The 22,901-nt window shown below is 58.5% G+C and carries 19 protein-coding genes; 9 read left to right on the top strand and 10 right to left on the bottom strand.

What is annotated here, in order from left to right; translation table 11 throughout:
• Positions 1-61: 61 nt before the first annotated feature.
• A complete protein-coding gene (locus tag GH784_RS09900) occupies positions 62-2,158 on the bottom strand; it encodes a bifunctional rhamnulose-1-phosphate aldolase/short-chain dehydrogenase (RefSeq protein ID WP_065704319.1) in 2,097 nt (698 codons plus the stop codon).
• A gap of 201 nt (positions 2,159-2,359) precedes the next feature.
• Between GH784_RS09900 and GH784_RS09905 the strand changes: the two genes are divergently transcribed.
• The 7 genes from GH784_RS09905 (at position 2,360) to GH784_RS09935 (ending at position 9,721) form a co-directional block, all read left to right on the top strand.
• Positions 2,360-3,190 (top strand): DeoR/GlpR family DNA-binding transcription regulator, encoded by an 831-nt coding sequence (locus GH784_RS09905; RefSeq protein WP_065704321.1) that lies wholly within the window; start codon positions 2,360-2,362, stop codon positions 3,188-3,190.
• A gap of 48 nt (positions 3,191-3,238) precedes the next feature.
• Positions 3,239-4,249 carry a rhamnose ABC transporter substrate-binding protein gene (rhaS, locus tag GH784_RS09910; RefSeq protein ID WP_003511200.1) on the top strand — a complete coding sequence of 337 codons (1,011 nt, stop codon included), beginning with the start codon at positions 3,239-3,241 and terminating at the stop codon, positions 4,247-4,249.
• A gap of 208 nt (positions 4,250-4,457) precedes the next feature.
• Positions 4,458-5,993, top strand: coding sequence for a sugar ABC transporter ATP-binding protein (locus GH784_RS09915; RefSeq protein WP_065704323.1), 1,536 nt, complete (start codon positions 4,458-4,460; stop codon positions 5,991-5,993).
• 13 nt (positions 5,994-6,006) lie between these two features.
• Positions 6,007-7,008: an ABC transporter permease gene (locus GH784_RS09920; protein WP_065704326.1), complete on the top strand. Its 1,002-nt coding sequence runs from the start codon at positions 6,007-6,009 to the stop codon at positions 7,006-7,008.
• A complete protein-coding gene (locus tag GH784_RS09925; RefSeq protein WP_065704328.1) occupies positions 7,005-8,015 on the top strand; it encodes an ABC transporter permease in 1,011 nt (336 codons plus the stop codon). The genes GH784_RS09920 and GH784_RS09925 overlap by 4 nt, the downstream gene beginning before the upstream one ends.
• A 3-nt stretch (positions 8,016-8,018) precedes the next feature.
• Positions 8,019-8,342, top strand: coding sequence for an L-rhamnose mutarotase (gene rhaM / locus GH784_RS09930; protein ID WP_065704329.1), 324 nt, complete (start codon positions 8,019-8,021; stop codon positions 8,340-8,342).
• A complete protein-coding gene (locus GH784_RS09935; RefSeq protein WP_065704331.1) occupies positions 8,339-9,721 on the top strand; it encodes an FGGY-family carbohydrate kinase in 1,383 nt (460 codons plus the stop codon). The genes rhaM and GH784_RS09935 overlap by 4 nt, the downstream gene beginning before the upstream one ends.
• A 55-nt stretch (positions 9,722-9,776) precedes the next feature.
• On the opposite strand, the gene GH784_RS09940 is transcribed toward GH784_RS09935, so the two are convergent.
• The 4 genes from GH784_RS09940 to GH784_RS09955 all read right to left on the bottom strand — a co-directional run bounded on the left by GH784_RS09940 (position 9,777) and on the right by GH784_RS09955 (position 14,259).
• Positions 9,777-10,613, bottom strand: a complete 837-nt coding sequence (locus tag GH784_RS09940; protein WP_065659631.1) for an alpha/beta fold hydrolase — start codon at positions 10,611-10,613, stop codon at positions 9,777-9,779.
• A 335-nt stretch (positions 10,614-10,948) separates the two neighbouring features.
• Complete coding sequence (locus GH784_RS09945; protein WP_003511210.1) at positions 10,949-11,644, bottom strand: FkbM family methyltransferase; 696 nt, start codon at positions 11,642-11,644, stop codon at positions 10,949-10,951.
• Between the two features lie 164 nt (positions 11,645-11,808).
• Positions 11,809-13,743 (bottom strand): putative bifunctional diguanylate cyclase/phosphodiesterase, encoded by a 1,935-nt coding sequence (locus GH784_RS09950; protein WP_153793395.1) that lies wholly within the window; start codon positions 13,741-13,743, stop codon positions 11,809-11,811.
• Between the two features lie 9 nt (positions 13,744-13,752).
• A complete protein-coding gene (locus GH784_RS09955) occupies positions 13,753-14,259 on the bottom strand; it encodes a putative pterin-binding protein (RefSeq protein ID WP_003511212.1) in 507 nt (168 codons plus the stop codon).
• 625 nt (positions 14,260-14,884) lie between these two features.
• Here GH784_RS09955 and GH784_RS09960 point away from each other — a divergent pair.
• Positions 14,885-16,321: an NAD-dependent succinate-semialdehyde dehydrogenase gene (locus tag GH784_RS09960; protein ID WP_003511213.1), complete on the top strand. Its 1,437-nt coding sequence runs from the start codon at positions 14,885-14,887 to the stop codon at positions 16,319-16,321.
• 317 nt (positions 16,322-16,638) lie between these two features.
• Positions 16,639-17,736: a DNA alkylation repair protein gene (locus GH784_RS09965; protein WP_065704332.1), complete on the top strand. Its 1,098-nt coding sequence runs from the start codon at positions 16,639-16,641 to the stop codon at positions 17,734-17,736.
• Positions 17,737-17,754: 18 nt separating this feature from the next.
• Here the strand turns inward: GH784_RS09965 and GH784_RS09970 are convergent, their stop codons facing one another.
• From GH784_RS09970 to GH784_RS09990, 5 genes are all read right to left on the bottom strand, one after another.
• A complete protein-coding gene (locus tag GH784_RS09970; RefSeq protein ID WP_003511215.1) occupies positions 17,755-18,780 on the bottom strand; it encodes a sulfate/molybdate ABC transporter ATP-binding protein in 1,026 nt (341 codons plus the stop codon).
• Between the two features lie 5 nt (positions 18,781-18,785).
• Complete coding sequence (cysW, locus tag GH784_RS09975; RefSeq protein WP_065704334.1) at positions 18,786-19,673, bottom strand: sulfate ABC transporter permease subunit CysW; 888 nt, start codon at positions 19,671-19,673, stop codon at positions 18,786-18,788.
• A 3-nt stretch (positions 19,674-19,676) separates the two neighbouring features.
• Positions 19,677-20,519, bottom strand: a complete 843-nt coding sequence (gene cysT, locus GH784_RS09980; RefSeq protein WP_083211639.1) for a sulfate ABC transporter permease subunit CysT — start codon at positions 20,517-20,519, stop codon at positions 19,677-19,679.
• A 54-nt stretch (positions 20,520-20,573) separates the two neighbouring features.
• Positions 20,574-21,560 carry a thiosulfate ABC transporter substrate-binding protein CysP gene (gene cysP / locus GH784_RS09985; RefSeq protein ID WP_153793396.1) on the bottom strand — a complete coding sequence of 329 codons (987 nt, stop codon included), beginning with the start codon at positions 21,558-21,560 and terminating at the stop codon, positions 20,574-20,576.
• A gap of 173 nt (positions 21,561-21,733) precedes the next feature.
• Entirely contained in the window at positions 21,734-22,804 is a 1,071-nt protein-coding gene (locus GH784_RS09990) for an enoyl-CoA hydratase/isomerase family protein (RefSeq protein ID WP_065704338.1), read from the bottom strand.
• Positions 22,805-22,901 lie beyond the last annotated feature (97 nt).

The following is a 22,901-nucleotide window of genomic DNA, read 5'->3' on the forward strand; positions in this document are numbered from 1 at the left end:
ATCGCCCCCTCCGTCATTCCGGCCTAAGCCGTAATGACGGAGGTGAGACGTGCCGAAATTCCTACCGCGTAAAGCTCTGCGCATTGCCGGCATCGACATTGATGATATTGCCGGTTGATTTGGCCGACGCGTCGGACGCCAGGAAGTAGATCGCTTCGGCGATGTCTTCCGGGAACACATTGAGCTTCAGCATAGAGCGCTTGCGGTAATGTTCCTCCAGATCGGTCACCTCGATCTTCGACGAGGCCGCGCGCTGCTCGCGCCACTCGCCGTTCCAGATCTTCGAACCGCGCAGAACGGCATCGGGATTGACGGTGTTGACTCGAATGCCGGCTTCCGCCCCTTCCAGAGCAAGGCAACGGGCAAGATGGATTTCCGCCGCCTTGGCCGTGCAATAGGCAGAAGCATTGGGCGAAGAGGCAAGACCGTTTTTAGAGGCGACGAACACCACGTTGCCGCCGAGATTTTGACGCCTGAGTAGCCGGAATGCTTCTCGCGACACGAGGAAATAACCCGTCGCGAGAATATCGATATTCTTGTTCCACATGGCAAGCGTCGTGTCTTCCACCGGTGCAGAAGAGGCGATGCCGGCATTGGAGACGAGAATATCCACACCGCCAAATTCCACGCTCGCTTCCGCAAAGGCGGAAATGACCGCGTCTTCCTGCGTCACATCCAGCTTGACGCTGCGCACCGCATCAGCACTGTAGCGCTTCGCGAAATCGCCCTTGGCCGCTTCCAGCGCCGCCTCGTCAATATCGGCGAGAACAACGCAGGCGCCCTCCGCTGCCAGCCTTTCCGCCGTCGCCCGGCCGATGCCGCCGGCGCCACCGGTGACAAAGGCCACGCGTCCGGCAAGGCTTTTCGGCTTCGGCATGCGCTGCAGCTTTGCCTCTTCCAGCAGCCAATATTCGATATCGAAGGCTTCCTGTTCGGGTAGGCCCTGATATTCGGACACGGTGGAAGCGCCGCGCATGACGTTGATGGCGTTGACGTAAAATTCACCGGCGATACGTGCGGTTGCCTTGTCCTTGGCAAAGGACAGCATGCCGACACCGGGGATCAGGAAAATCACCGGGTTCGGGTCGCGCATATCAGGCGAATTATCATGGCGGCACGCCTCATAATATCTGACGTAGTCGGCGCGGTAGGCCTCTAGCGCCTTGTCGAGACCGGCTGTCAGCGCATCCACATCGGGATTTGCCGTATCGAGATCGAGGATCAGCGGGCGGATTTTCGTTCGCAGGAAATGATCCGGGCAGGAGGTGCCGAGATTTCCGAGCGGCTTCAGATCCTTCGAATTGACGAATTCCAGAACCGCGTCCTGATCATCGAAATGGCCGAGCTTGCGCTCCTTGCGGCCGATCCGACCACGGATTTCCGGCATCAACCGCGCAGCAATCGCGCGGCGTTCGGCAAGTGGCAGGCTCCTGGCAACGGCACCGCCGAAAATCGTCTTGCCTTCGGTCTTGGCCGCAAACCATTCGATCGCCTTGTTGATGATGGCGAGCGTCAGTTCGTAACATGTCTTGGCGTCGTTATCCCAGGTGAACAGACCGTGGCTTTCCAGCACAACGCCCTTGGCCTCGGGGTTGGCTTTTACGAAAGCCTCGAGATCGAGACCCAGTTGGAAACCGGGACGGCGCCAGGGAAGCCAGCCGATGTCATCGCCAAAGATCTGCTGCGTCAGTTCTTTCGAATTTTTGGAGGCGGCAATCGCGATGATCGCATCCGGATGCATGTGATCGACATGATCAAAAGGCACGAAGCCGTGCAGCGGCGTATCGATGGAGGCGGCGCGTGGGTTGAGGTTGAAGGTGCAATGCGGCAGGAAGCCGACCATGCGGTCCTCATCCTCGACACCCTTGTAAATGCCCTTTAGCGCTTCCAGCTTGTCGAGATAAAGCGTCGCAAAACCATCGAGCTTGATGGTACCGACATCGCCGCCGGACCCTTTAACCCACATGACGCGGACTTTCTCGCCCGTCAGCGGATCGGTTTCGAGCACCTTCGCGGATGTGTTTCCGCCGCCATAATTGGTGATGCGCTTGTCGGCGCCAAGCAGATTGGAGCGATAAAGCAGCTTGCCAGGCTCATCGAGCGTTTTGGCATAGGCATCGTCCCAACGGCTTTCGAGAAGGCGGGATTTTCCCGTCATGTCTTCCTCCCAAGTCAAGTCTGCATTCGCGGGTGCCGAGATCGGTCCGCCTCCGTTGACGGCAGATATCGCGCATACAAAAGCGTAATGTCAATCAAAAACGATCATAAATTTTCATGTTGCAGCGCGATATTGATTAATTTGATCGTTCTTGATTGACAACGTAAAGAGATTGCGAATAATCACAATCAGGAGGACCACATGCACGAACGCGAACGCCATCGCATCATCTTGAGCGCCACACAGGAAAAAGCTGTCGTGACGGTGCAGGATATTGCCGAACTGACGGATGCGTCGGAAGCAACGATCCGCCGGGATATCGCGTCCCTGCATGTTCAGGGAAAGTTGCGACGCGTGCGTGGCGGTGCCGAAGCGGTGCATCCACCGCAGTTGGGTAATCTGGCCGCGCGACCGTTCCGCGTGTCCGAATCGGTCAACATCGACAAGAAACGCGCAATTGCGCGCAAGGCGGTTGATCTCTGTAATGAGGGTGATGCGATCATCTTAAATGGCGGCACGACTACATTCCAGATGGTGCACTACATGGCGGCGCGACGGCTGCAGGTGATGACCAATTCCTTCGCGATTGCGGAGCATCTGGTCAAACATTCCAAATGCAATGTCAGCGTGCCGGGTGGCGCAATCTATCGCGATCAAAGCCTTATCCTGTCGCCCTTCGAAAACGATGCCATCCGCAATTTTTACGCAAGACGAATTTTTCTCGGCGCGCAGGGCATAGGCGCACTCGGCATCATGGAATCGGACGCGCTGGTGATCCAGAGCGAGCAGAAGCTGATGCGGCAGGCGGAAGAGCTGATCGTGATGGTCGATTCCTCGAAATTCAAAAAACGATCCAGCCTGATTTTATGCCCACTCGAAAACGTCTCGACCATCATCACCGATGACGGGATTTCGGATGAGGCGGCGCGGATGGTTGAAAATGCCGGCGTCGAATTGCTGATCGCCGGCGCAGCGGGGGATGGCAAGATAGCCAACCCGCCTGATGAGGAGGATTCCTCTTCGGTCGCTTGAGGAAGCACCGAAAAGAGGAACAGGTTCAAAAACGGGAGGAAAAGGAACATGAAACTTACACGCAGAACATTGACGAGCGTCCTGGCACTTAGCGCGGCGCTCTCCGTCGCGGGTCTTGGCGGCGTTGCCCAGGCAGCCGATGTGAAGATCGCGCTGGTGGTCAAATCACTTGGCAACGGCTTTTTCGAAGCCGCCAACAAGGGCGCGCAGGAGGCGGCAAAAGACCTCGGTGGCGTCGAGATCATCTATACGGGCCCGACCAGCACCACCGCGGAAGGCCAGATCGAGGTCATCAATTCGCTGATCGCGCAGGGCGTGGATGCCATCGCTATTTCCGCCAATGACCCGGACGCCGTAGTTCCGGCGCTGAAAAAGGCGGCGCAGCGTGGCATCAAGGTCATCTCCTGGGATTCCGGCGTGGCACCTGAAGGCCGCATTTTGCAGCTCAACCCCTCGTCCAACGCGCTGATCGGCAAGATGTGCCTGCAGCTTGCCGCATCGCACCTGGAAGGCGGCAAGGGCGATTTCGCCATCCTTTCTGCTACCACCACCTCCACGAACCAGAATATCTGGATCGATGAGATGAAGAAGCAGTTGAAGGACTTCCCCGGCCTCAACCTCGTTACCACCGTTTATGGTGACGACCTTGCCGACAAGAGCTACCGCGAAGCACAGGGCCTGCTTTCCTCCCATCCTGATGTAAAGGTCATCGTCGCACCGACGACGGTTGGCGTTCTTGCGGCCTCTCAGGCCGTAAAGGATGCGGGCAAGATCGGCAAGGTCTTTGTGACGGGCCTTGGCCTGCCCTCGGAGATGGCTGGCGCCATCAAATCAGGCGCAACCAAGGAATTCGCCATCTGGAACCCGATCGACCTCGGTTATTCCGCCACCCAGATTGCCTACCGCCTTGTGAAGGGTGAAGCAGACGGCAAACCGGGCTCGGAAATCGAAGCCGGCCGCATGGGCAAGATCAAGGTTGGCGAAAATAGCGAAGCGGCCATGGCCGATCCCTTCATTTATGACGCCAAGAACATCGATCAGTTCTCGAAGATTTTCTGATCTGAATAATTTCCGGCAGTGCGAAGGCTAACCCCCTTTGTCCTGCCGGACATCTCCCCCTGAAGGGGGGAGATCGATATGCCGCACCCGCTCGTTCCATAGGCAGGGTGTATCCGCTTGCCGATCTCCCCCCTTGTGGGGGAGATGCCCGGCAGGGCAGAGGGGGGTGCCTCTCGCCGCTTCACTCAAAACCAACCGGTAAGACGGAATGATGCGTGCTGAAACCAAAATCTTAGACGTTACCGAGACTTACAGCGCGACGCCCATTCTGGAAATGCGCGGCATCAGCCAGATATTCCCCGGCGTGAAGGCGCTGGATGGCGTCGATATCGCGCTTTATCCCGGCAAGGTCACGGCGCTGATCGGCGAGAACGGTGCTGGAAAATCCACGCTCGTCAAAATTCTCACCGGAATCTACCGCCCGAATGAAGGGGAAATCCTTCTCGATGGCCGGCCCGTCACCTTTCACGGCGCACAGGATGCCATCGATGCCGGCGTGACCGCCATTCATCAGGAAACCGTGCTGTTCGACGAGCTTTCCGTGGGAGAAAACATCTTCCTCGGTCATGCGCCCAAAGGCCGTTTCGGCCTCATTGACTGGAAGACCATCAATGCGCGCGCCGGGGTCCTGCTTGAACAGCTCGAAAGCACCATCGATCCGTCCATTCGGCTGAAGGACCTTTCCATCGCGCAGCGCCACCTCGTGGCAATCGCCAGAGCGCTTTCCGTCGAGGCACGCATCGTCATCATGGACGAACCGACAGCCGCCCTTTCCCGCAAGGAAATCGATGATCTGTTCCGCATCGTTGAAAACCTGAAGCGGCAGGGCAAGGCCATCCTGTTCATCAGCCACAAGTTCGATGAAGTATATGAAATCGCTGAAAATTACGCCGTATTCCGGGACGGAAAGATGGTCGGCGCGGGTAATCTCGCCGCCACCCCGCAGGATGAGATCGTGCGCCTGATGGTTGGCCGCGACGTCACGAACGCCTTTCCCAAGCAGGCGGTCGCGCTCGGCCCGACGGTTCTTTCGGTCCAAAATTATTCACACCAGACGGAATTTCGCGATATTTCTCTCGATCTGCGCAAAGGCGAAATTCTTGGCCTTTATGGGCTGATCGGCGCCGGGCGGTCGGAACTGTGCCAGTCGCTTTTCGGCATCACCCGCCCAGCCTCAGGACAGATTACCCTCAACGGCCAACCGCTCGTCATCCGTTCGCCGGAGGATGCGATCCGCGCCGGCATCGTTTATGTGCCGGAAGAGCGTGGACGGCATGGGCTGGCGCTGGACATGCCGATCTACCAGAACATGTCGCTGCCCTCTCTTGCCCGCACCTCTCGCAAGGGCTTTCTCGCCGCAGCAAACGAATTTGCTCTGGCGCGCAAATATGCCTCCCGCCTCGACCTGCGCGCCGCCGCCCTGTCCGTGCCCGTCGGCACGCTTTCCGGCGGCAACCAGCAGAAGGTGGTGATCGGCAAATGGCTCGCCACGCAGCCGAAAGTCATTATTCTCGATGAACCCACCAAGGGCATCGATATCGGCTCCAAGGCCGCCGTGCACGGCTTCATCAGCGAGCTTGCAGCCGAAGGTCTCTCCATCATCATGATTTCATCCGAACTTCCCGAAATTCTCGGCATGTCCGACCGCGCCATCGTCATGCGCGAAGGCCTGATGGCAGGTCAGTTCGAACGCGCCGATTTTTCTCCGGAAAAGCTGGTGCGCGCCGCCACCGGCAACGCCTGAGAGGGGCAAAACCATGCAACGTTTTCTCAAAAATCGCGAATGGCTGCTGGCGGGCATCATCGTCATCATGATCGCAGGCTTTGCGCTGCGCGCGCCCGGTTTCGGTAAGCTGGCCAATCTCGTCAATATCTTCAACGATACCTCCATCCTCATCATCCTGGCGCTTGGCCAGATGGCGGTCATTCTCACCAAATCCATCGATCTTTCGGTTGCCGCCAACCTCGCCTTCACCGGCATGGCAGTGGCGATGACCAATGCCGCCTTCCCGGGAATTCCACTGCCGCTTCTCATCGCCATGGCGGTCGGCATCGGTGCGTTTCTGGGATCGATCAACGGCATTCTCGTCTGGTGGCTCGGCATTCCGCCCATCGTCGTCACGCTCGGCACGCTCACCATCTATCGCGGCATGGCCTTCGTGCTGTCGGGCGGCGGCTGGGTGAATGCGCACCAGCTTTCGCCGACTTTTCTCAACGTGCCGCGCACCATGATCCTCGGCATGCCGGTTTTATCTTGGGTCGCCATCCTCATCATCGCCGGTGCCTGGCTGGTGCTCAGCCGGACCTCTTTCGGCCGCTCCGCCTACGCTTCCGGCGGTAATCCGGGCGCTGCGGTCTATGCCGGCATCGATGTCGGCCGCACGCGCTTTCTGGCTTTCGTTCTGTCGGGTGCACTGGCAGGACTTGCAAGCTATCTCTGGGTATCGCGTTATGCCGTTGCCTATGTGGATATCGCCGCCGGTTTCGAACTCGATAGCGTTGCGGCAAATGTGATTGGCGGCATCTCCATTGCCGGCGGCATTGGCTCGGTGGCAGGCGCTGTGCTCGGCGCACTGTTTCTCGGCGTCATTAAGAACGCCCTGCCCGTCATCGGCATTTCTCCCTTCGCGCAAATGGCGATTTCCGGCGTGGTTATCGTGCTCGCCGTCGTCTTCAACGCCCGCGCCGAAGCTCGAAAAGGGCGCATCATCCTGCGCGACCGGGCGGCAAGCGATCAGGCCAAGGAGGCCGCAGCATGAGTACGAATTCTCAACCGGCGCAGAAGCCACGTATCATTCCAGACAAGCTCGGCACGCCGTTGCGCCGTCTCCTGGCAAGCTGGGAAGTGCTGCTGCTCGGCGTCGCGATCCTCATCTTCATCGCCAATTCGTTTGCCTCGCCCTATTTCCTCAATGCCTGGAACCTGTCCGACGCGACGTTCAACTTCACCGAAAAGGCGATCATCGCCTTTGCGATGGCGCTTCTGATCATCGCTGGCGAGATTGATCTCTCAGTCGCCGCCGTCATCGCTCTCGCCTCCACCGCAATGGGTGCGGCGGTGCAGATGGGTGTTGGCACGCCGGGACTCGTCGCCATCGGCATCGGAACCGGGCTACTCTGTGGGGCGTTCAACGGCTTTCTCGTCGCTGGCCTCAAACTGCCATCCATCGTCGTCACCATCGGCACGATGAGCCTGTTTCGCGGTATTTCCTATATGGTGCTGGGTGACCAGGCCTATGGCAAATATCCGGCGGATTTCGCCTATTTCGGTCAGGGTTACGTATACTCGGTCATCTCCTTCGAATTCGTGCTGTTCCTCGCCATGGCCGTCATCTTCGCCATTCTGCTGCACGCCACCAATTTCGGCCGGCAGGTCTACGTGATCGGCAACAATCCGTTTGCCGCCCGTTTTTCCGGTATCCCCGTCGAGCGGGTGAAATTCATCCTCTTCCTTTTGACCGGCCTGATGAGCGGCATCGCCGCCATCTGCCTCACCTCGCGGCTCGGTTCCACCCGCCCCTCGATTGCTCAAGGCTGGGAGCTTGAAGTCGTGACCATGGTGGTGCTCGGCGGCGTGTCCATTCTCGGCGGCTCCGGCACCATTGCAGGTGTCGTCATCGCTGCCTTCGTCATGGGCCTCGTCACCTTCGGCCTCGGTCTTCTGAACGTGCCTGGCATCGTCATGTCGATCTTCGTCGGCCTGCTTTTGATCATCACCATCGCCATACCCATCGTTGTGCGCCGCCTTCGCGCCATCAGAGGCTAAGCCATGCCGGAATTAGAAAAACACGCTTTCAAGATGAAACTCTTCGCCGGCAAGCAAGCCGAATATAGACGGCGCCACGACGAGATATGGCCGGAACTGGTTGCTCTACTGCACGAAGCGGGTGTGAGCGACTATTCAATCCACCTCGACCCGGAAACCGACATCCTGTTCGGCGTGCTGACCCGCCCGAAGAACCACGGTATGGCAGCTTTGCCCGAGCATCCCGTGATGAAGAAATGGTGGGCGCATATGGCTGACATCATGGAAAGCAACCCCGATAGTTCGCCTGTCGCGACTGACCTTGTGACAGTGTTCCAACTGCCATGAATGACATGACAAAGCCACGCCGCGTCGCGGTCATCGATATAGGCAAGACCAATGCCAAGGTCGTTGTCATCGACACCCGAAGCGGCGAAGAGATAACCGGTGACAGACGTTCCAACCCTGTCCTTCGTGACGGCATTTATCCGCATTACGATGTGGAGATGCTCTGGAGCTTCATTCTCGCCTCTCTGCGGCGGTTCGCGGAAGAGCCGGGTTTCGACGCGATTTCCATCACGACCCATGGCGCGTCTGCCGCACTTCTTGACGAAAACGGCGATCTTGCCATGCCTGTGCTGGATTACGAGCACAGCTACCCCGCAAGCGTTGCGGAAGCCTATCTCCGCATCAGGCCAGATTTTGCTGAAACCGGCTCGCCCTCGCTTCCAGCCGGATTGAACCTTGGCGCACAAATCCATTTCCAGAAAACCGCCTTTCCGCAGGAATTCGCTGGGGTGCGCAGCATCGTCACCTACGCGCAATATTGGGCGGGGCGGCTGACCGGCGTTCAGGCCACCGAGACGACCTCGCTCGGTTGCCATACGGATTTGTGGAATCCGCGGCTGAAGGCGTTTTCATCGCTGGTCGAGCGCTTGGGCATTGCGCAATTGATGGCGCCGGTGCGCTCCGCCTTCGATGTACTCGGGCCAGTCCGCGAATCGGTGGCGCTGGAAACCGGGCTTTCGGGGGATATATCGGTCTATTGCGGCATCCATGATTCCAACGCCTCGCTCCTGCCGCATCTGCTGCGGCGGCAGGGTGATTTTTCGGTCGTCTCCACCGGCACCTGGGTGGTGAATTTCGCCATCGGCGGTACGGCAGAGGCGCTGGATCCCGCCCGTGATACGCTTTTGAATGTCGATGCCCTCGGGCGTCCCGTTCCCTCCTCCCGCTTCATGGGCGGCAGGGAATATGAAATGCTGACGCACCAATTCGGGCCTGCTCCGGGCGAAGAAACCGAAGCCGCTCTCGGCGGCGTGCTCACAAGAGGCATGATGCTGTTGCCCAGCGTCGTCAGCGGTTCCGGCCCCTTCCCCGGCAAAACAGCGCGCTGGATTGCCGACGACAATGCCACTGTTGCGGAACGGCACGCGGCAGCGGCGCTTTATCTCGCCCTGATGACGGAGTTCAGCCTATCGCTCATCGGGCGGAAAGGCCCGATACTGGTCGAAGGGCCATTCGCCAGCAATGCGCTTTATCTCAAGGCGCTGGCAGGTTTTGCCGAAACTGAGGTCATCGCCGTCAGCGGTTCCACAGGCACCAGTGCCGGGGCAGCACTCCTCACCGGTATCAAACCACTTGCCGGTCGCGAGCGTCATTTCGCTCCCGATGCCATTGCAGGGCTTCCCGCCTATCACAGCGAATGGCAGGCCCGTCTGGCTTGACGCAAGACGACAAAATGCGGCCGGGTATCCAGCCGCATTCCGTTTTGCAAAAGGATCAAGCCTTGATGAAGGCCAGAAGATCGGCGTTGAGCACGTCTGCATTGATGGTCAGCATGCCGTGCGAGAAGCCGGGATAGGTCTTCAGCGTACCGTTTTTCAGGAGCTTCACCGATTTCAGCGCAGAGTCCGCAATCGGCACGATCTGGTCATCTTCACCGTGCAGCACGAGTGTAGGCACGCTGATGGCCTTCAGGTCTTCGGTCTGGTCGGTTTCCGAGAATGCCTTGATGCCATCGTAATGCGCCTTGGCACTGCCCATCATACCCTGCCGCCACCAGTTCTGGATCACGCCTTCCTGAACGGTCGCTCCATCGCGGTTGAAGCCGTAGAACGGGCCGGAGGGCACATCGCGGAAGAACTGCGCGCGGTTTGCGGCAAGTGCTGAACGGAAGCCGTCAAAAACCTCCATCGGCAGGCCCTCGGGGTTGGCCTCGGTCTTGAGCATCAGCGGCGGCACGGCGGAAACCAGAACGGCCTTCGCGACGCGGCCTGCGGGTTCACCGTGTCTGGCAACATAACGCGCCACTTCGCCACCGCCGGTGGAATGACCGATATGCACGGCATTTTTCAGGTCCAGCGCTTCTGCAACCGCAAAGGCGTCTGCGGCATAATGGTCCATATCGTGACCTTCGGAAACCTGCGCGGAGCGGCCGTGACCACGGCGATCATGGGCGACGACACGATATCCTTTCGAGAGGAAAAACAGCATCTGTCCATCCCAGTCGTCGGAGCTGAGTGGCCAGCCGTGGTGAAACACGATGGGCTGAGCATCCTTCGGGCCCCAGTCCTTGTAGAAGATGTCTGTTCCATCTGTCGTCTTAACAAAGCCCATGATCGTTTCTCCTTCGGTTGCGTTGGCATCTTCCGGTGCGATCTATGTTGTGCGCCGGTTTGATGGAGGGATGATGACGCAGGAAAACATCCGCAACAATTGCAACAATAATTCTGAATGAATTGCTGATCTGGTAATAATGGCCGTGCCGCCCGCTGTCTTATGCCCCGTTACCGGCGCTAAACGGCACCGCGACCGAAAAGTTGCGACAGAAGACGCAAACGGATTGAAATAACCAACCGGATAAGTTGCGTTTTAAATTGTAATCAACGGCGCACGGGCGCGGTCGCGACTGCACACCGCCGGAAACGAAACTCGCGAAGTTGCTCGAACTCTCAATCCACGTCGGGATCGTATTCCCTCGGGCTGTCGTCCTTGGAAAACAACACGCAAGGGCCGCGTGAACCGCGTGGATCATAGGCGTATCCCTTGGCGGTCAGTGCCTGCATGATGTCGCGAACACCTTCGAGGCCATAAAGGTGATCGTGCAGCTCGACGAATATCCGCTCCACGCCAGCAAGCTCGGCATTGCCGAGCAGATCGCGTTCCGCGCCCTCGATATCCATCACGAGCGCCGTGATGCCCCGGCTGGCGACAAACGCATCGATATTCTCGGACGAGATTTCGATGCGCCTTTCATAAGGACCCTGATTTTCGTCCATGGACGACATCCAGAGATCCTTGCGGACATAGAAGGGATAGGTACGCGGCTCGTCGGCCGTGAGAAGTCCTTGGGAAAACACGACATTGCCACGGCAATTTGCCTTGATCACCCGTTCCGCCAGTGCCGCTGTGGACGGATTGGCCTCGAATGCCCAAACGGAAACATCCTGAATACCGGCAATGATCGAGGTTATGATGCCGATGCCGGACCCCAGTTCCAATACGCGGTCGCCGGGCTTGATGGCTTTCAGGACGCTGCGGGCCTCTTTCGCCTCATAGCTGCCGTCGGTCAGCGCCTGCCATATGACGGGCGATACCTCATCGGAAGAAAGAGGCAGGGCTACTCCATGCACATCCAGAATTTCCATATTTCCCAAGCCCTTTCTCAAAACCCGGTCTCGTCAACAGAACGATCCCGCATAGACCGCGAATGCTCTACAGTATCGGTGCGACAACCGGTATTGGTTTTCGCCGTCAACGATGTATCCCACTGAAATTTAACATGGCTTGCCCTGTTCGAAAGCAAACCCGTTCAAACGGAACTCCAGGCCACCAGCTCCTTGGCCGGCAACGGCCGGCTGATCAGATAGCCCTGTACCAGATCGCATCCCAGACGTTTGACCAGCTCATATTGCTCCTCCGTCTCGATGCCTTCGGCGATGGTGGTCATTCGAAGGCTGCGCCCGACGCCGACCACGAATTCGACGATCGCCAGCGCGTCGCGGTCGCTGGTGATATCGCGCAGGAATGACCGGTCGATCTTGATCTTGTCGAACGGCACGCCGCGCAAATTCGCAAGCGAGGAGTAACCGGTGCCGAAATCGTCCATGGCGATCTGGATGCCGACGGCCTTTAGCCGCGTTAGCGTGTTGATCGTCTGGTCGCTCTTGTTCAGCAGGATCGATTCGGTGATCTCAAGCTCGAGCCGGCTCGGCTCCAGCCCGCTTTTATCAAGGGCACCCATCACGTTCTGAATGAGGTTGGTACTGTGGAACTGAACCGGCGAGAGATTGACCGCCACCTTCATGTCCTCATCCCATCGCATCGCCTCGCGGCAGGCAGTCTCCATCACCCATTTTCCGAGCGAATGGATAAGGCCGGTTCGTTCCGCAACGGGAATGAACACGCTGGGCGGAACATCGCCGCGCACTGGATGTTTCCAGCGCAAAAGTGCCTCGAAGCCACAAAGCTTGCGGGTCTGCGTCGCCACCTGCGGCTGGTAATAGACCTCCATCTCGTCGTTCTGCAGCGCAGTCTGCAGATCGGCCTCGAAGGATTTCTTTTCGGTCAGCTGCTTTTGCATGCGGACCTTGAAAACACTCGCCCGGCCAGGGCCGATGGCCTTGGCTTCATAGAGCGCCAGATCCGCGCGCTTGAACAATTCATCCGCATCGACGGTACCATGCGATATGGCGATACCGATGCAGGTGCCGATTTTCACCTCCTGCTCGCCGAGCTGGTAGGTCCGGCTGATCTGCTCGATAAGCTTGGAGGCGAGACGGCGCGCCGTGTCCTCATTGAGATCATCGGACACGACAGCGAATTCATCGCCGCCAAGGCGGCAAACCATGTCGTAATCACCGCCGATCCCCGAAAGGCGCTGTGCCACGGCCTGAAGCAAGGCGTCGCCCGAATCGTGGCCAAGCGTGTCGTTGACGTCCTTGAACCCATCGAGATCAAGCAGAAGAATGGCCGTCGTTCCATTGCCGCCGAAAGAGCGGCGCAACCGCTCGATAAGTTCCTGCCGGAACAGCGAGCGGTTCGGAAGGCCCGTCAACGCATCATGATAGGCATCATGCTCAAGCCGGACATTCTTGGCCTGCAATTCAAGCGTGGCGGCGCGCAGGTCGTTCGTCAGCCCGCGCATGCTTTTCTGCGCGCGGTTCAACAGATCGTTCTGACGAAGCAGCAATATCACCAGCGCGATGCCGCACAGGATCAATCCGCCCGCAAGCGCGGTGTAGACGATATGCAGCTTGCGCACGTCCTCATGGGCCGTATCGATCAGATTGACGTCATAGGCGACCGACGACGAAGCCAGCGTCGTCATCGGCGCATCGAGCGAGCTCATCTCGGAGAGCAGATCCGGAACATCCCTTGGCTCCAGGGTGTTCATCTGCTGTTCCAGGCGGGCCAGAACCGCGTCAAGGCGGGTTACGAGATCCCGCCATTGCTGTTTTTCATTGATGAAAGCGCCGAGGTTACCCTGCTTCAAGAGCTCCAGGCGGCTTAGCATGATGTCCATGCGCAGCTGCAATTCGTCCCGGTCGATGACACCGGGACTGAGCGCAAAAACGGCCAATTTGTTCTGAAGGCGGAGATACTCCGCCACGGTCTGACTGACCGCCCACGAATCGTTATAGCGGGCAAATTTCTGCAGAGCGGTCTGACGCTCGGCAATGACGAAAGCGATATAGCCCGTTGCCAGGACGAAGCAACAGATGATCACCGCCACAAGTTTTCGCAAACGGCACCTTTATTCCACTATCAATTTGGCAACTTGCCATGCGGACCGCGAATAATAGGTCTGCTTCTGCAATTCCGGGTCGCTATCATAGGGATAGATGACAAACAGCGGACCCTTTTCGCGAACTGTCATGTAGTTGCCATCCAGCTTGATCGCGAGGATAACGTTAAATTTCTTAAAATCCTCAACCGGTATGGTGCTCACATAATCGTTGAGTGCAACTGCCGTTACGCTGGTGCCTTTTGCGCCGACGAGATCCATCAACTTTGCCAGTGACACGCCGTCAAAACGAACGCGGCCATCGTGCCAGGGCGTCGTGGTCTCCACCGTCACCATGCCCAATCCCTCCAGCATGTCGCGATCGAATACCGCAGCGCCATCGGCATTGGTGTTGGTGATGTTTCCGGAGATGGTCAATATCGGCTTGCCTTGCGGCTTGGCGATCGTCCCGGCCTCGGCACAGGAAAGCCACATGAGCGACAGAAACGCACTGAGAAGTACCCGGGCGAAACTCATACTCTTTCTCCATCTAGCGTTCAGGTCGAGGGGTTTTCGCCAACCTCTGAGGGTCAAGGGAACCGACGCTCGCAATATATATCAGGAATGAATGTTATATCCTTAGTGAGATTTTATCCGTATTTTCTCTAGGTTTTGAGTAAACCGTTTGGATAATTTTTCCGTCTTATTGTACTTTTTTACACTTCACGCCCTGTTATGACGCAAGCAACACTACAAGTTACGTCTTCGTATCAATCCGTCTGGTGCGACAAAGGCCAAATTGCGGCATATGCGTGATTGCTTAACAACAGCAACACATGATTCGCGCGTATCGGACAAGACCAATGCGCGTTCGGCATCCGCCTGCCTGTCAGGCAGGAAAGCCGAGAGACAAGTTTCGCATCACAGAAAAATCATGGCGATTGCCAGAGCGAACGGTTGAAACATACCGTACGCAACTTAATATAAGAGCTGTCATTTCCGTTTCCGGCATTTTCAGCTTCCTCTTGCCGGAAATGCCCAGACGCCCGTTCCGCGCAGCGCAAGCGGCGATACCGGATATAGTCCGGTCAGGAAAATTCTGTTCACGTCTCCGGGCTGGACGGCACCCTGCCGTATCGGCCACATCATGAAGGTAGTCCCTATGCACACCTATCCCGACATCAAACTTCTCATTGATGGCGAATGGCGAGACGCCGTTTCCGGCAAGACGATCGCCGTATCCGACCCTGCGACCGACGAAATCATCGGCGCGATCGCCCATGCCGAAAAGGCGGACCTAGATCTCGCGCTTGCCGCCGCCGAGCGTGGCTTCAAGGTCTGGCGCGACACCTCGCCATTCGAGCGTTCCAAGATCATGCGCAGGGCAGCCGATATCCTGCGCGAGCGCAAGGACAAGATCGCCTATATAATGACCCGCGAGCAGGGCAAGCCGCTGTCGCAATCGGCAACCGAAATCATGGGCGCCGCCGATACCATCGACTGGTTCGCCGAAGAAGCACGTCGCACCTACGGCCAGGTCATTCCGGCGCGTGCAACCGGCGTTTCCCAGCTTGCCATCAAGCTGCCGGTTGGTCCCGTCGCGGCGTTTACGCCATGGAACTTCCCGATCAACCAGATCGTCCGCAAGCTTTCGGCTGCCCTTGCCACGGGCTGCTCCATCATCGTCAAGGCCCCGGAAGAAACACCGGCATCGCCGGCGGAACTGATCCGAGCGTTTGTGGATGCGGGCGTGCCGGCGGGTGTCATCGGTCTCGTTTACGGCGTGCCATCCGAGATTTCGGAATATCTGATCCCGCATCCGGTCATCCGCAAGATTTCCTTCACCGGCTCCACGCCGATCGGCAAACATCTGGCAGCCCTTGCCGGCAAGCACATGAAGCGCGCCACGATGGAACTCGGCGGTCATGCGCCAGTGATGATCTTTGACGATGCCGATATCGAAAAAGCGATCGAGGTGACCTCGCTTGCCAAGTTCCGCAATGCCGGTCAGGTCTGCGTCGCTCCCACCCGCTTCCTCGTGCAGGACGGTGTGGCGGATCGCTTCCTTGAAGGTTTCGTGGAAGCCACGAAGGCGATCAAGGTCGGCAACGGCCTGGAAGAAGGTGTCGTCATGGGGCCGCTCGCCAATGAGCGCCGCATCCCAGCGCTGGAAGGCCTGATCAACGACGCCGTTTCCCATGGCGCGGAACTGAAGACCGGTGGCCGCCGCATCGGCAACAAGGGCAACTTCTTCGAGCCCACGGTGCTCGCCAACGTGCCCGTGACAGCCAAGATCATGAACGACGAGCCCTTCGGTCCCGTCGCCATCATCAACCGCTTCTCGACATTCGATGATGCCATCAACGAAGCGAACCGCCTGCCTTTCGGCCTTGCCTCCTACGCCTTTACCAGCTCGGTCAAGACAGCGCATGCGCTCGGCCACCAGGTCGAGGCGGGCATGCTGACCATCAACCACAACGGCCTTGCGCTTCCCGAAGTCCCCTTCGGCGGCGTCAAGGATTCCGGTTATGGCACGGAGGGCGGTTCGGAGGCGGTTCAGGCCTATCTGGAGACGAAATTCGTCAGCCAGATGAGCTGAAGCTTTGGATGCAAGCTCAGGGCGGATGACAATATCCGCCCTGAACCTGAATTTGGCGAACTCGGAATCTCCACGCGTCGTCACCCCGGACTAGATCCGGGGTCCAGCGCGATCAAGTCATTGACCGCAAAAGACTATTCACCGCGCAGGCGCCCAGTGGCCGGATGCCGGGTCAAGCCCGGAATGACGGAGTGAAAGACCTTCGTCAATCTGTGAAGAAGCAAGATCTGCTATGTCTTTTCTTCGGTAGTACCACCTCCCTTGCCTCCGTCCTCATCATGCCCTAAAAGAACAAAAAGTGAACTTAGAGAGGTACTATGAGCGAGACAGCGGCACCCGCGTTGAAGGAAATCTTCAACCACGAAAAACTGCGACACATCGCCGATCAGACCAAAGCCGTTCATGCGCCTTTCGATGTTCCCGCCTTCATGGCGCTTGCCACGACAAATCTCGAAGCGCTGGGCATCATGCAGCGCATGCGGCAGGTGGCGACCAGCCTGCACGCCACGCTTCCCGGCGACTATGCCCGCAACATCGAAATTCTGACAGCCGCAGCACCCGGAATAGGCAACGGTTTCGCATCCATTTCGCTGCCAGAATATGTGGCGCTTTACGGTCTCGACGATTTCGATCTTTCCATGCAGGCGCTGCAATATTTCACCCGTTTCGGCTCCTCGGAATTTGCCATCCGCCATTTCCTGCAAAGGGATCTGGCCCGAACACTTGCCGTGATGGAAACATGGTCGCAACATGACAACGAGCATGTGCGGAGGCTGGCGAGCGAAGGCTGCCGGCCGCGCCTGCCTTGGTCGTTCCAGCTCAAAGCCCTGATCGATGATCCCTCACCGGTCACCGCGATCCTTGATGCCATGAAAGCTGACGAGGCGCTTTACGTGCGCAAATCCGTCGCCAATCATCTGAACGACATCACCAAGGACAATCCCGCTTTCGTGCTGGCGCTCATCGACACATGGCCGAAGGAAAACCCGCATACACGCTGGATCGTGCGGCAGGCCTTGCGCACTCTGGTCAAGAAAGGTGACGCTGCCGCGCTCGCCCATTTCGGTGCCCATAAGGAGGCTCAGATCGCACTCTCGGCGTTTCAGGTTTCTCCTGAAAGGGTCGCTCTCGGTAATCCGGTGCGGATTTCAGCTTCTTTCACCTCGACGGCAGAAAGCCCGCAGAAGCTGGTGATCGATTATGCCGTGCATTACGTGAAAAAGAGCGGTGACGCCTCCGCGAAAGTCTTCAAGTGGAAAGAAATCGAGTTGCAGCCGGGCGAAACATGCGCGCTCTCGATAAGCCGCGCCATGCGTGATTTCACCACCCGCAAGCACTATGCGGGTGTTCACAAGGTTGACCTGATGGTCAACGGCAGGCTGGCGGCCGAGGCCTCTTTCGAACTGCTGATATGAAGCTGGCGAGAGCGTCCCTCAAGCCGCCGGGAAAATCTTCGCACGGCGGATGATGACGGAACCGCGATCGCCTGCCGCGACATCATTTTCCGGCGGCACGTCGAATTCCAGGAGATCGCCGCCATCTGTGCTGGCGATCACCCGCCGCTCGCCTGCCCGGTCGAGAACCCGCGAAACCGAGGCTGGAATGCCCTCGTGCAGATCTTCCCATTCCAGGTCGGAGGGACGGGCATAGATCTCGACGGCGCCATCTGCCTGACCGTAGGAGAAAGGCAGTTCGTTGTCACCGACATAGACCTTTCCGCCGCGCGCCACGCCGGACACACGGTTGGCATCGCCGAGAAAGCGCATGACGAAGGCGCTGTTCGGCTGGCGGCAGACTTCCTTCGGCGTGCCCTGTTGCACGATCTCGCCCTGATTGAGGATGACGACGCGGTCAGCGAGATCCAGTGCCTCTTCCTGATCATGCGTCACGAAAATCGTGGTAATGCCCAGCGCGCCGTGAATTTCACGCAGCCAGCGGCGCAGGTCGCGGCGCACATTGGCATCCAGCGCGCCGAAGGGCTCATCCAGTAGAAGCACTTTGGGATCGACCGAAAGCGCACGGGCCAGCGCCACACGCTGCCGCTGCCCACCGGAAATCTGCGCCGGGAACCGGTCGCCCAGACCGTCAAGCTTGACCAAGTTCAACAGTTCCCTGACCCGCGCATCGATCGCGGCCTTGTCGCGCTTCACCTTCGACACCTTCATGCCGAACGCGATGTTTTCATGCAGCGTCATATGCGGAAAAAGTGCGTAGTGCTGGAACACGAAACCGACGCCGCGATCGCGCACCGGAATATTGGTGGCGTCTTCGTCTCCAAAAAAGATGCGGCCGCCATCGCTATATTCGAGACCGGCGACCATGCGCAGGATCGTCGTCTTGCCTGAACCGGAGGGGCCGAGCAGCGCCAGAAGCTCGCCACTTTCAATATCGAGCGAAACATCGCGCACCGCGCGGAAGGTATCGAAAGTCTTCACCACATTTTCGAGGCGGATTTTCATGGGAATCAGGTCTCCGTGGCGATGGCGGCACCGCCGCTGGTCTTCTTGGCCCCGCGCCCGGCGCCGCGCCGTTCCAGCGCCACCTTGGCGATGATGGTGATGACAGCGAGCAGAGCGAGGATGGAGGCCGACGCAAAGGCGCCCGCCGTCTGGTAATCGTGATAAAGCAGCTCGATATGCAGCGGCAGCGTGTTGGTCTGGCCGCGAATATTGCCTGACACGACCGACACCGCGCCAAATTCACCCATGACGCGGGCGTTGCACAGAACGACGCCGTAGAGCAGTGCCCATTTGATATTCGGTAGCGTCACCGAAAAGAAGGTGCGCCAGCCGGATGCGCCAAGCGAGGTGGCCGCCTCCTCCAGATCGCGGCCCTGCGCCTGCATCAATGGGATCAGCTCGCGCGCCACGAAGGGTGCCGTGACGAACATCGACGCGATGACGATGCCGGGTAGTGCAAAGAGTATCTTGATATTGTGCGCATCGAGGAACGGCCCAAACAGCCCCTGCAGCCCATAAACGAAGAGATAGGCGACACCGGCGACGATCGGCGAGATGGAGAAGGGTATCTCGATCAGCACCAGCAGGAAGCGCCGGCCGGGAAAATCGAATTTAGTGATCGCCCATGCGGCTGCGACGCCGAAGGCCGTGTTGATCGGCACCGCAATCAGCGCCGTCAGCACCGTCAGCATGATGGCGTGGCGGGTATCGGGGTGGGTGATGGTCGCTGAATAGACCTTCCACCCCTGCGAAAAAGCCTCGACCCCGATGATGGTCAGAGGAGCGACAACCAGGAACGCGCCGATGACGAGCACAAAAGCGATCAGGCTACGGCGAACCCAGGGCGCGTCACCGACGCGCGGTGGCTTGCGATGCGAGGAAATGGCGCTCATGTCTCAGCTCCTCACCGTATAACGAAGCGCACGCGCCTGCAGGTAATTGGTCACCGCCAACATGACGAAGGCCGCGATGAGCAGCACGGAGGCGATGGCGGCGGCGGCCTGATAATCATATTCCTCCAGCCGGATGAAGATCAGCAGTGCCGTAATTTCCGTTGAAAACGGCTGGTTGCCGGCAATGAAAATGATGGCGCCGAACTCACCGAGGCTGCGCGCGAAAGAGAGCGAGAGACCGGCCAGCAGAGCTGGCGTCAGAAGCGGCAGGATGACCTTGCGGAAGATTTCTAGATCGGAACCGCCGAGCGATTGCGCCGCCTCCTCCAATGCCGGATCGAGGTCTTCGAGCACCGGCTGCACGGTGCGCACGATGAAGGGTAGACTGGTAAAGGCCATCGCCACCATGATGCCGAGCGGCGTATAGGCAACCTTGATGCCGAATTGCGCAAGCACCGAGCCGAACCAGCCGTTACCCGCAAACAGCGTCGTCAGCGCAATGCCGGCAACGGCGGTGGGAAGCGCAAAAGGCAGATCGACAATGGCATCGACAAGGCGCCAGCCGGGGAAACGGTAACGCGTCAGCACCCAGGCGAGCGCCAGTCCGAAAACGACGTTGAACAAGGTCGCGGCGAGAGCGCAGAGCACCGTGACGCGATAGCTCGCAACAGCGCGCGGCGAAGAGATAATGGCCCAATATTCGGCTGGCCCGAGGCTCGCCGCCTTGAACACCAGCGCCGAGAGCGGCAGAAGCACGATGATGGCGACGTAAGTGAGGGTAACGCCGAGGGACAATTTAAGCCCCGGCAGAACATTCCGCTTCAAACCCCGCCCCCAATTCATCATAAAGCGACCCGGCAGTTTCCCGCCGGGTCTTTTACCTGTTGCATATCGTCGTGATTAACGGCTGCCGTAGAGCGTATCAAGCGTCGCGCCGGACGCAAAATGCTCTTTCTGGATTTTATTCCAGCCGCCGAAGACGTCATTGACATTGACGAGGCGAACGGCCGGGAACTTGTCCTTGAACTCGCCGACAACCTTTTCGTTGTGAACGCGATGGCCGAATTCGGCAGCAATGCGCTGGCCCTCTTCGGTATAGAGGAAATCGAGGTAGCTCTTCGCCAGCTCGCGCGAGCCGCGCTTGTCGACCACCTTGTCCACCACGGCGACCGGGAATTCGGCGAGCAGGCTGACGGAAGGCACCACGCCTTCAACCTTGTCGGCGCCATATTGCTTGGCAATGCCGCGGGTCTCGGCTTCGAAGGTGATCAGCACGTCGCCGATTTCACGTTCCACGAAGGTGGTGGTGGCGGCGCGGCCTCCGGTGTCGAAAACAGGGGTGTTGTCGAAGATTTTCTTGACGAATTCCTGAACCTTCTTCTCGTCGCCGTTGAACTTCTCCTTGGCATAGGCCGTGGCGGCGAGATAGGTGTAACGGGCGTTACCCGAGGTCTTCGGATTGGGGAAAACCACCTTCACGTCGTCACGGGCAAGATCGTCCCAGTCCTTGATGTGCTTGGGATTACCGGCACGCACGAGGAAAGACGGGAAGGAATAGAACGGCGAGGCGTCGTTTGCGAAATCCTTCTGCCAGTCGGCGGAAACGAAACCCTGCTTCACCAGAAAATCGACATCCGTTACCTGGTTGAAGGTGACGACATCGGCTTCCAGACCCTCAACGATGGCACGCGCCTGCTTGGAGGTGCCGGCGTGCGACTGATCAACCGTGATACCCGGATGCAGCTTGATGAAAGCCTCGTTCTCGGCTGCGAAAACCTCACGGGCAACATCGTAGGAGGCGTTGAGAATGGTGGTCGGAGACTGCGCCTGCGCCGCACCTGCAAAAAGAGCGGCAATGGCAGTGCCGACGATGAGAAGACGTTTCATGAATACCCCCGGAAAATCGAATGGTCGTCAACATAACGGGGGGCGACAACGCCTGCGAGCAACAGCCGTGCGTTAAGCAGAAGCGTATTAGAAATTTCACCCAAGCAACAGCAATTCAAAAGGTGATGATTTCATATATCTCCGCAAGCCGGATTTCTTTTGCGTTGCGCAATCTAAAGGCGGTGCTCGGGAAAGAGATTACCGGAATGTTTGGTAAAATATGGCAGAAGGTCTTCTTCACGCACCTCTTCCAGCTGTGCCGGTCGCCAGCGCGGATTGCGGTCCTTGTCGACCAGGGCCGCACGCACGCCCTCATAAAAATCATGACCCCGCAATATCTCCGTGCCGGCGGCAAATTCCCGTTCGAGGCATTCGATGAGGCTGGCGCTTTCCCGCCCCAGACGCAGCAGCTTCAGGGTTAGTTTGAGACTGGTAGGGGAGCGTTTTTTGAGAATTTCCAGAGTCTCGCGCGAAAACGTATCGTCACGCTCCGAAAGTGCTGCGAAAATCTCCTCGACCGTGTCGAAACGGAATGCCGCGTCGATGATCTCACGGTGTGCCGACAGGCCCCCCTCACCAGCTTCGACGGTATAAGTTCCGATTACCGCCTCGACACCATCAGGATCGAGCGCTTGTGATAGATTCTGCACCAAATCTGTAAGGCGCGCAGAAGGGACGAAATAATCGGCAAAACCGGCATAGATCGCATCGGCAGCAGAGACCGCATTGCCTGTCAGCCCCAGCCAGGTGCCGCATTCGCCCGGCGCTCTGGGCAAAAGCCAGGAACCGCCGACGTCAGGGAAATAGCCGATACCGGTTTCCGGCATGGCAAGCTTCGTCCGCTCGGTGACGATGCGGTGGCTGGCATGGGCGGAAATGCCGACGCCGCCACCCATGACGATGCCGTCCATCAACGCGACATAAGGTTTACCAAAGCGGGCAATGTGATAATTCAGCGGAAACTCTTCGCGCCAGAAATCCAGCACCTGCGGATCGCCCGCTTTGCCGAGATCGTGAATGATGCGAACGTCACCCCCCGCACACAGCCCCCTGTCGCCTTCTCCTGTCAGCACCACGCAGGAAACGTCAGGGTCATCCTCGAAACGGTGAAGCGCCTGGAGCATGGCACGAACCATCGGCAGCGTCAGGCTGTTGATGGCTTTCGGACGGTTCAGGTGGATGATGCCCGCCCCTACCCGTCTCTCGATGACGACCTGCGTCTCCGCTTCCGTTGCAACTTCCAAGGTCGCCTCCTCCGCTACCGTTCACCAGCCCATCTTGGAGGTCCGGGCGCGATCACGCAACGTTGATCTTGTCCTTCAGGAACGTCTTTCGCTCAAA

Source organism: Agrobacterium tumefaciens (assembly GCF_009649785.1).
Lineage (GTDB): Bacteria > Pseudomonadota > Alphaproteobacteria > Rhizobiales > Rhizobiaceae > Agrobacterium > Agrobacterium tumefaciens.

What these genes read in the sequence shown, in the direction of transcription:
- GH784_RS09900 (WP_065704319.1), bottom strand. Translation starts at nt 2,158, where the DNA reads ATGACGGGAAAATCCCGCCTTCTCGAAAGCCGTTGGGACGATGCCTAT.
- GH784_RS09905 (WP_065704321.1), top strand. Translation starts at nt 2,360, where the DNA reads ATGCACGAACGCGAACGCCATCGCATCATCTTGAGCGCCACACAGGAA.
- rhaS (WP_003511200.1), top strand. Translation starts at nt 3,239, where the DNA reads ATGAAACTTACACGCAGAACATTGACGAGCGTCCTGGCACTTAGCGCG.
- GH784_RS09915 (WP_065704323.1), top strand. Translation starts at nt 4,458, where the DNA reads ATGATGCGTGCTGAAACCAAAATCTTAGACGTTACCGAGACTTACAGC.
- GH784_RS09920 (WP_065704326.1), top strand. Translation starts at nt 6,007, where the DNA reads ATGCAACGTTTTCTCAAAAATCGCGAATGGCTGCTGGCGGGCATCATC.
- GH784_RS09925 (WP_065704328.1), top strand. Translation starts at nt 7,005, where the DNA reads ATGAGTACGAATTCTCAACCGGCGCAGAAGCCACGTATCATTCCAGAC.
- rhaM (WP_065704329.1), top strand. Translation starts at nt 8,019, where the DNA reads ATGCCGGAATTAGAAAAACACGCTTTCAAGATGAAACTCTTCGCCGGC.
- GH784_RS09935 (WP_065704331.1), top strand. Translation starts at nt 8,339, where the DNA reads ATGAATGACATGACAAAGCCACGCCGCGTCGCGGTCATCGATATAGGC.
- GH784_RS09940 (WP_065659631.1), bottom strand. Translation starts at nt 10,613, where the DNA reads ATGGGCTTTGTTAAGACGACAGATGGAACAGACATCTTCTACAAGGAC.
- GH784_RS09945 (WP_003511210.1), bottom strand. Translation starts at nt 11,644, where the DNA reads ATGGAAATTCTGGATGTGCATGGAGTAGCCCTGCCTCTTTCTTCCGAT.
- GH784_RS09955 (WP_003511212.1), bottom strand. Translation starts at nt 14,259, where the DNA reads ATGAGTTTCGCCCGGGTACTTCTCAGTGCGTTTCTGTCGCTCATGTGG.
- GH784_RS09960 (WP_003511213.1), top strand. Translation starts at nt 14,885, where the DNA reads ATGCACACCTATCCCGACATCAAACTTCTCATTGATGGCGAATGGCGA.
- GH784_RS09965 (WP_065704332.1), top strand. Translation starts at nt 16,639, where the DNA reads ATGAGCGAGACAGCGGCACCCGCGTTGAAGGAAATCTTCAACCACGAA.
- GH784_RS09970 (WP_003511215.1), bottom strand. Translation starts at nt 18,780, where the DNA reads ATGAAAATCCGCCTCGAAAATGTGGTGAAGACTTTCGATACCTTCCGC.
- cysW (WP_065704334.1), bottom strand. Translation starts at nt 19,673, where the DNA reads ATGAGCGCCATTTCCTCGCATCGCAAGCCACCGCGCGTCGGTGACGCG.
- cysT (WP_083211639.1), bottom strand. Translation starts at nt 20,519, where the DNA reads ATGATGAATTGGGGGCGGGGTTTGAAGCGGAATGTTCTGCCGGGGCTT.
- cysP (WP_153793396.1), bottom strand. Translation starts at nt 21,560, where the DNA reads ATGAAACGTCTTCTCATCGTCGGCACTGCCATTGCCGCTCTTTTTGCA.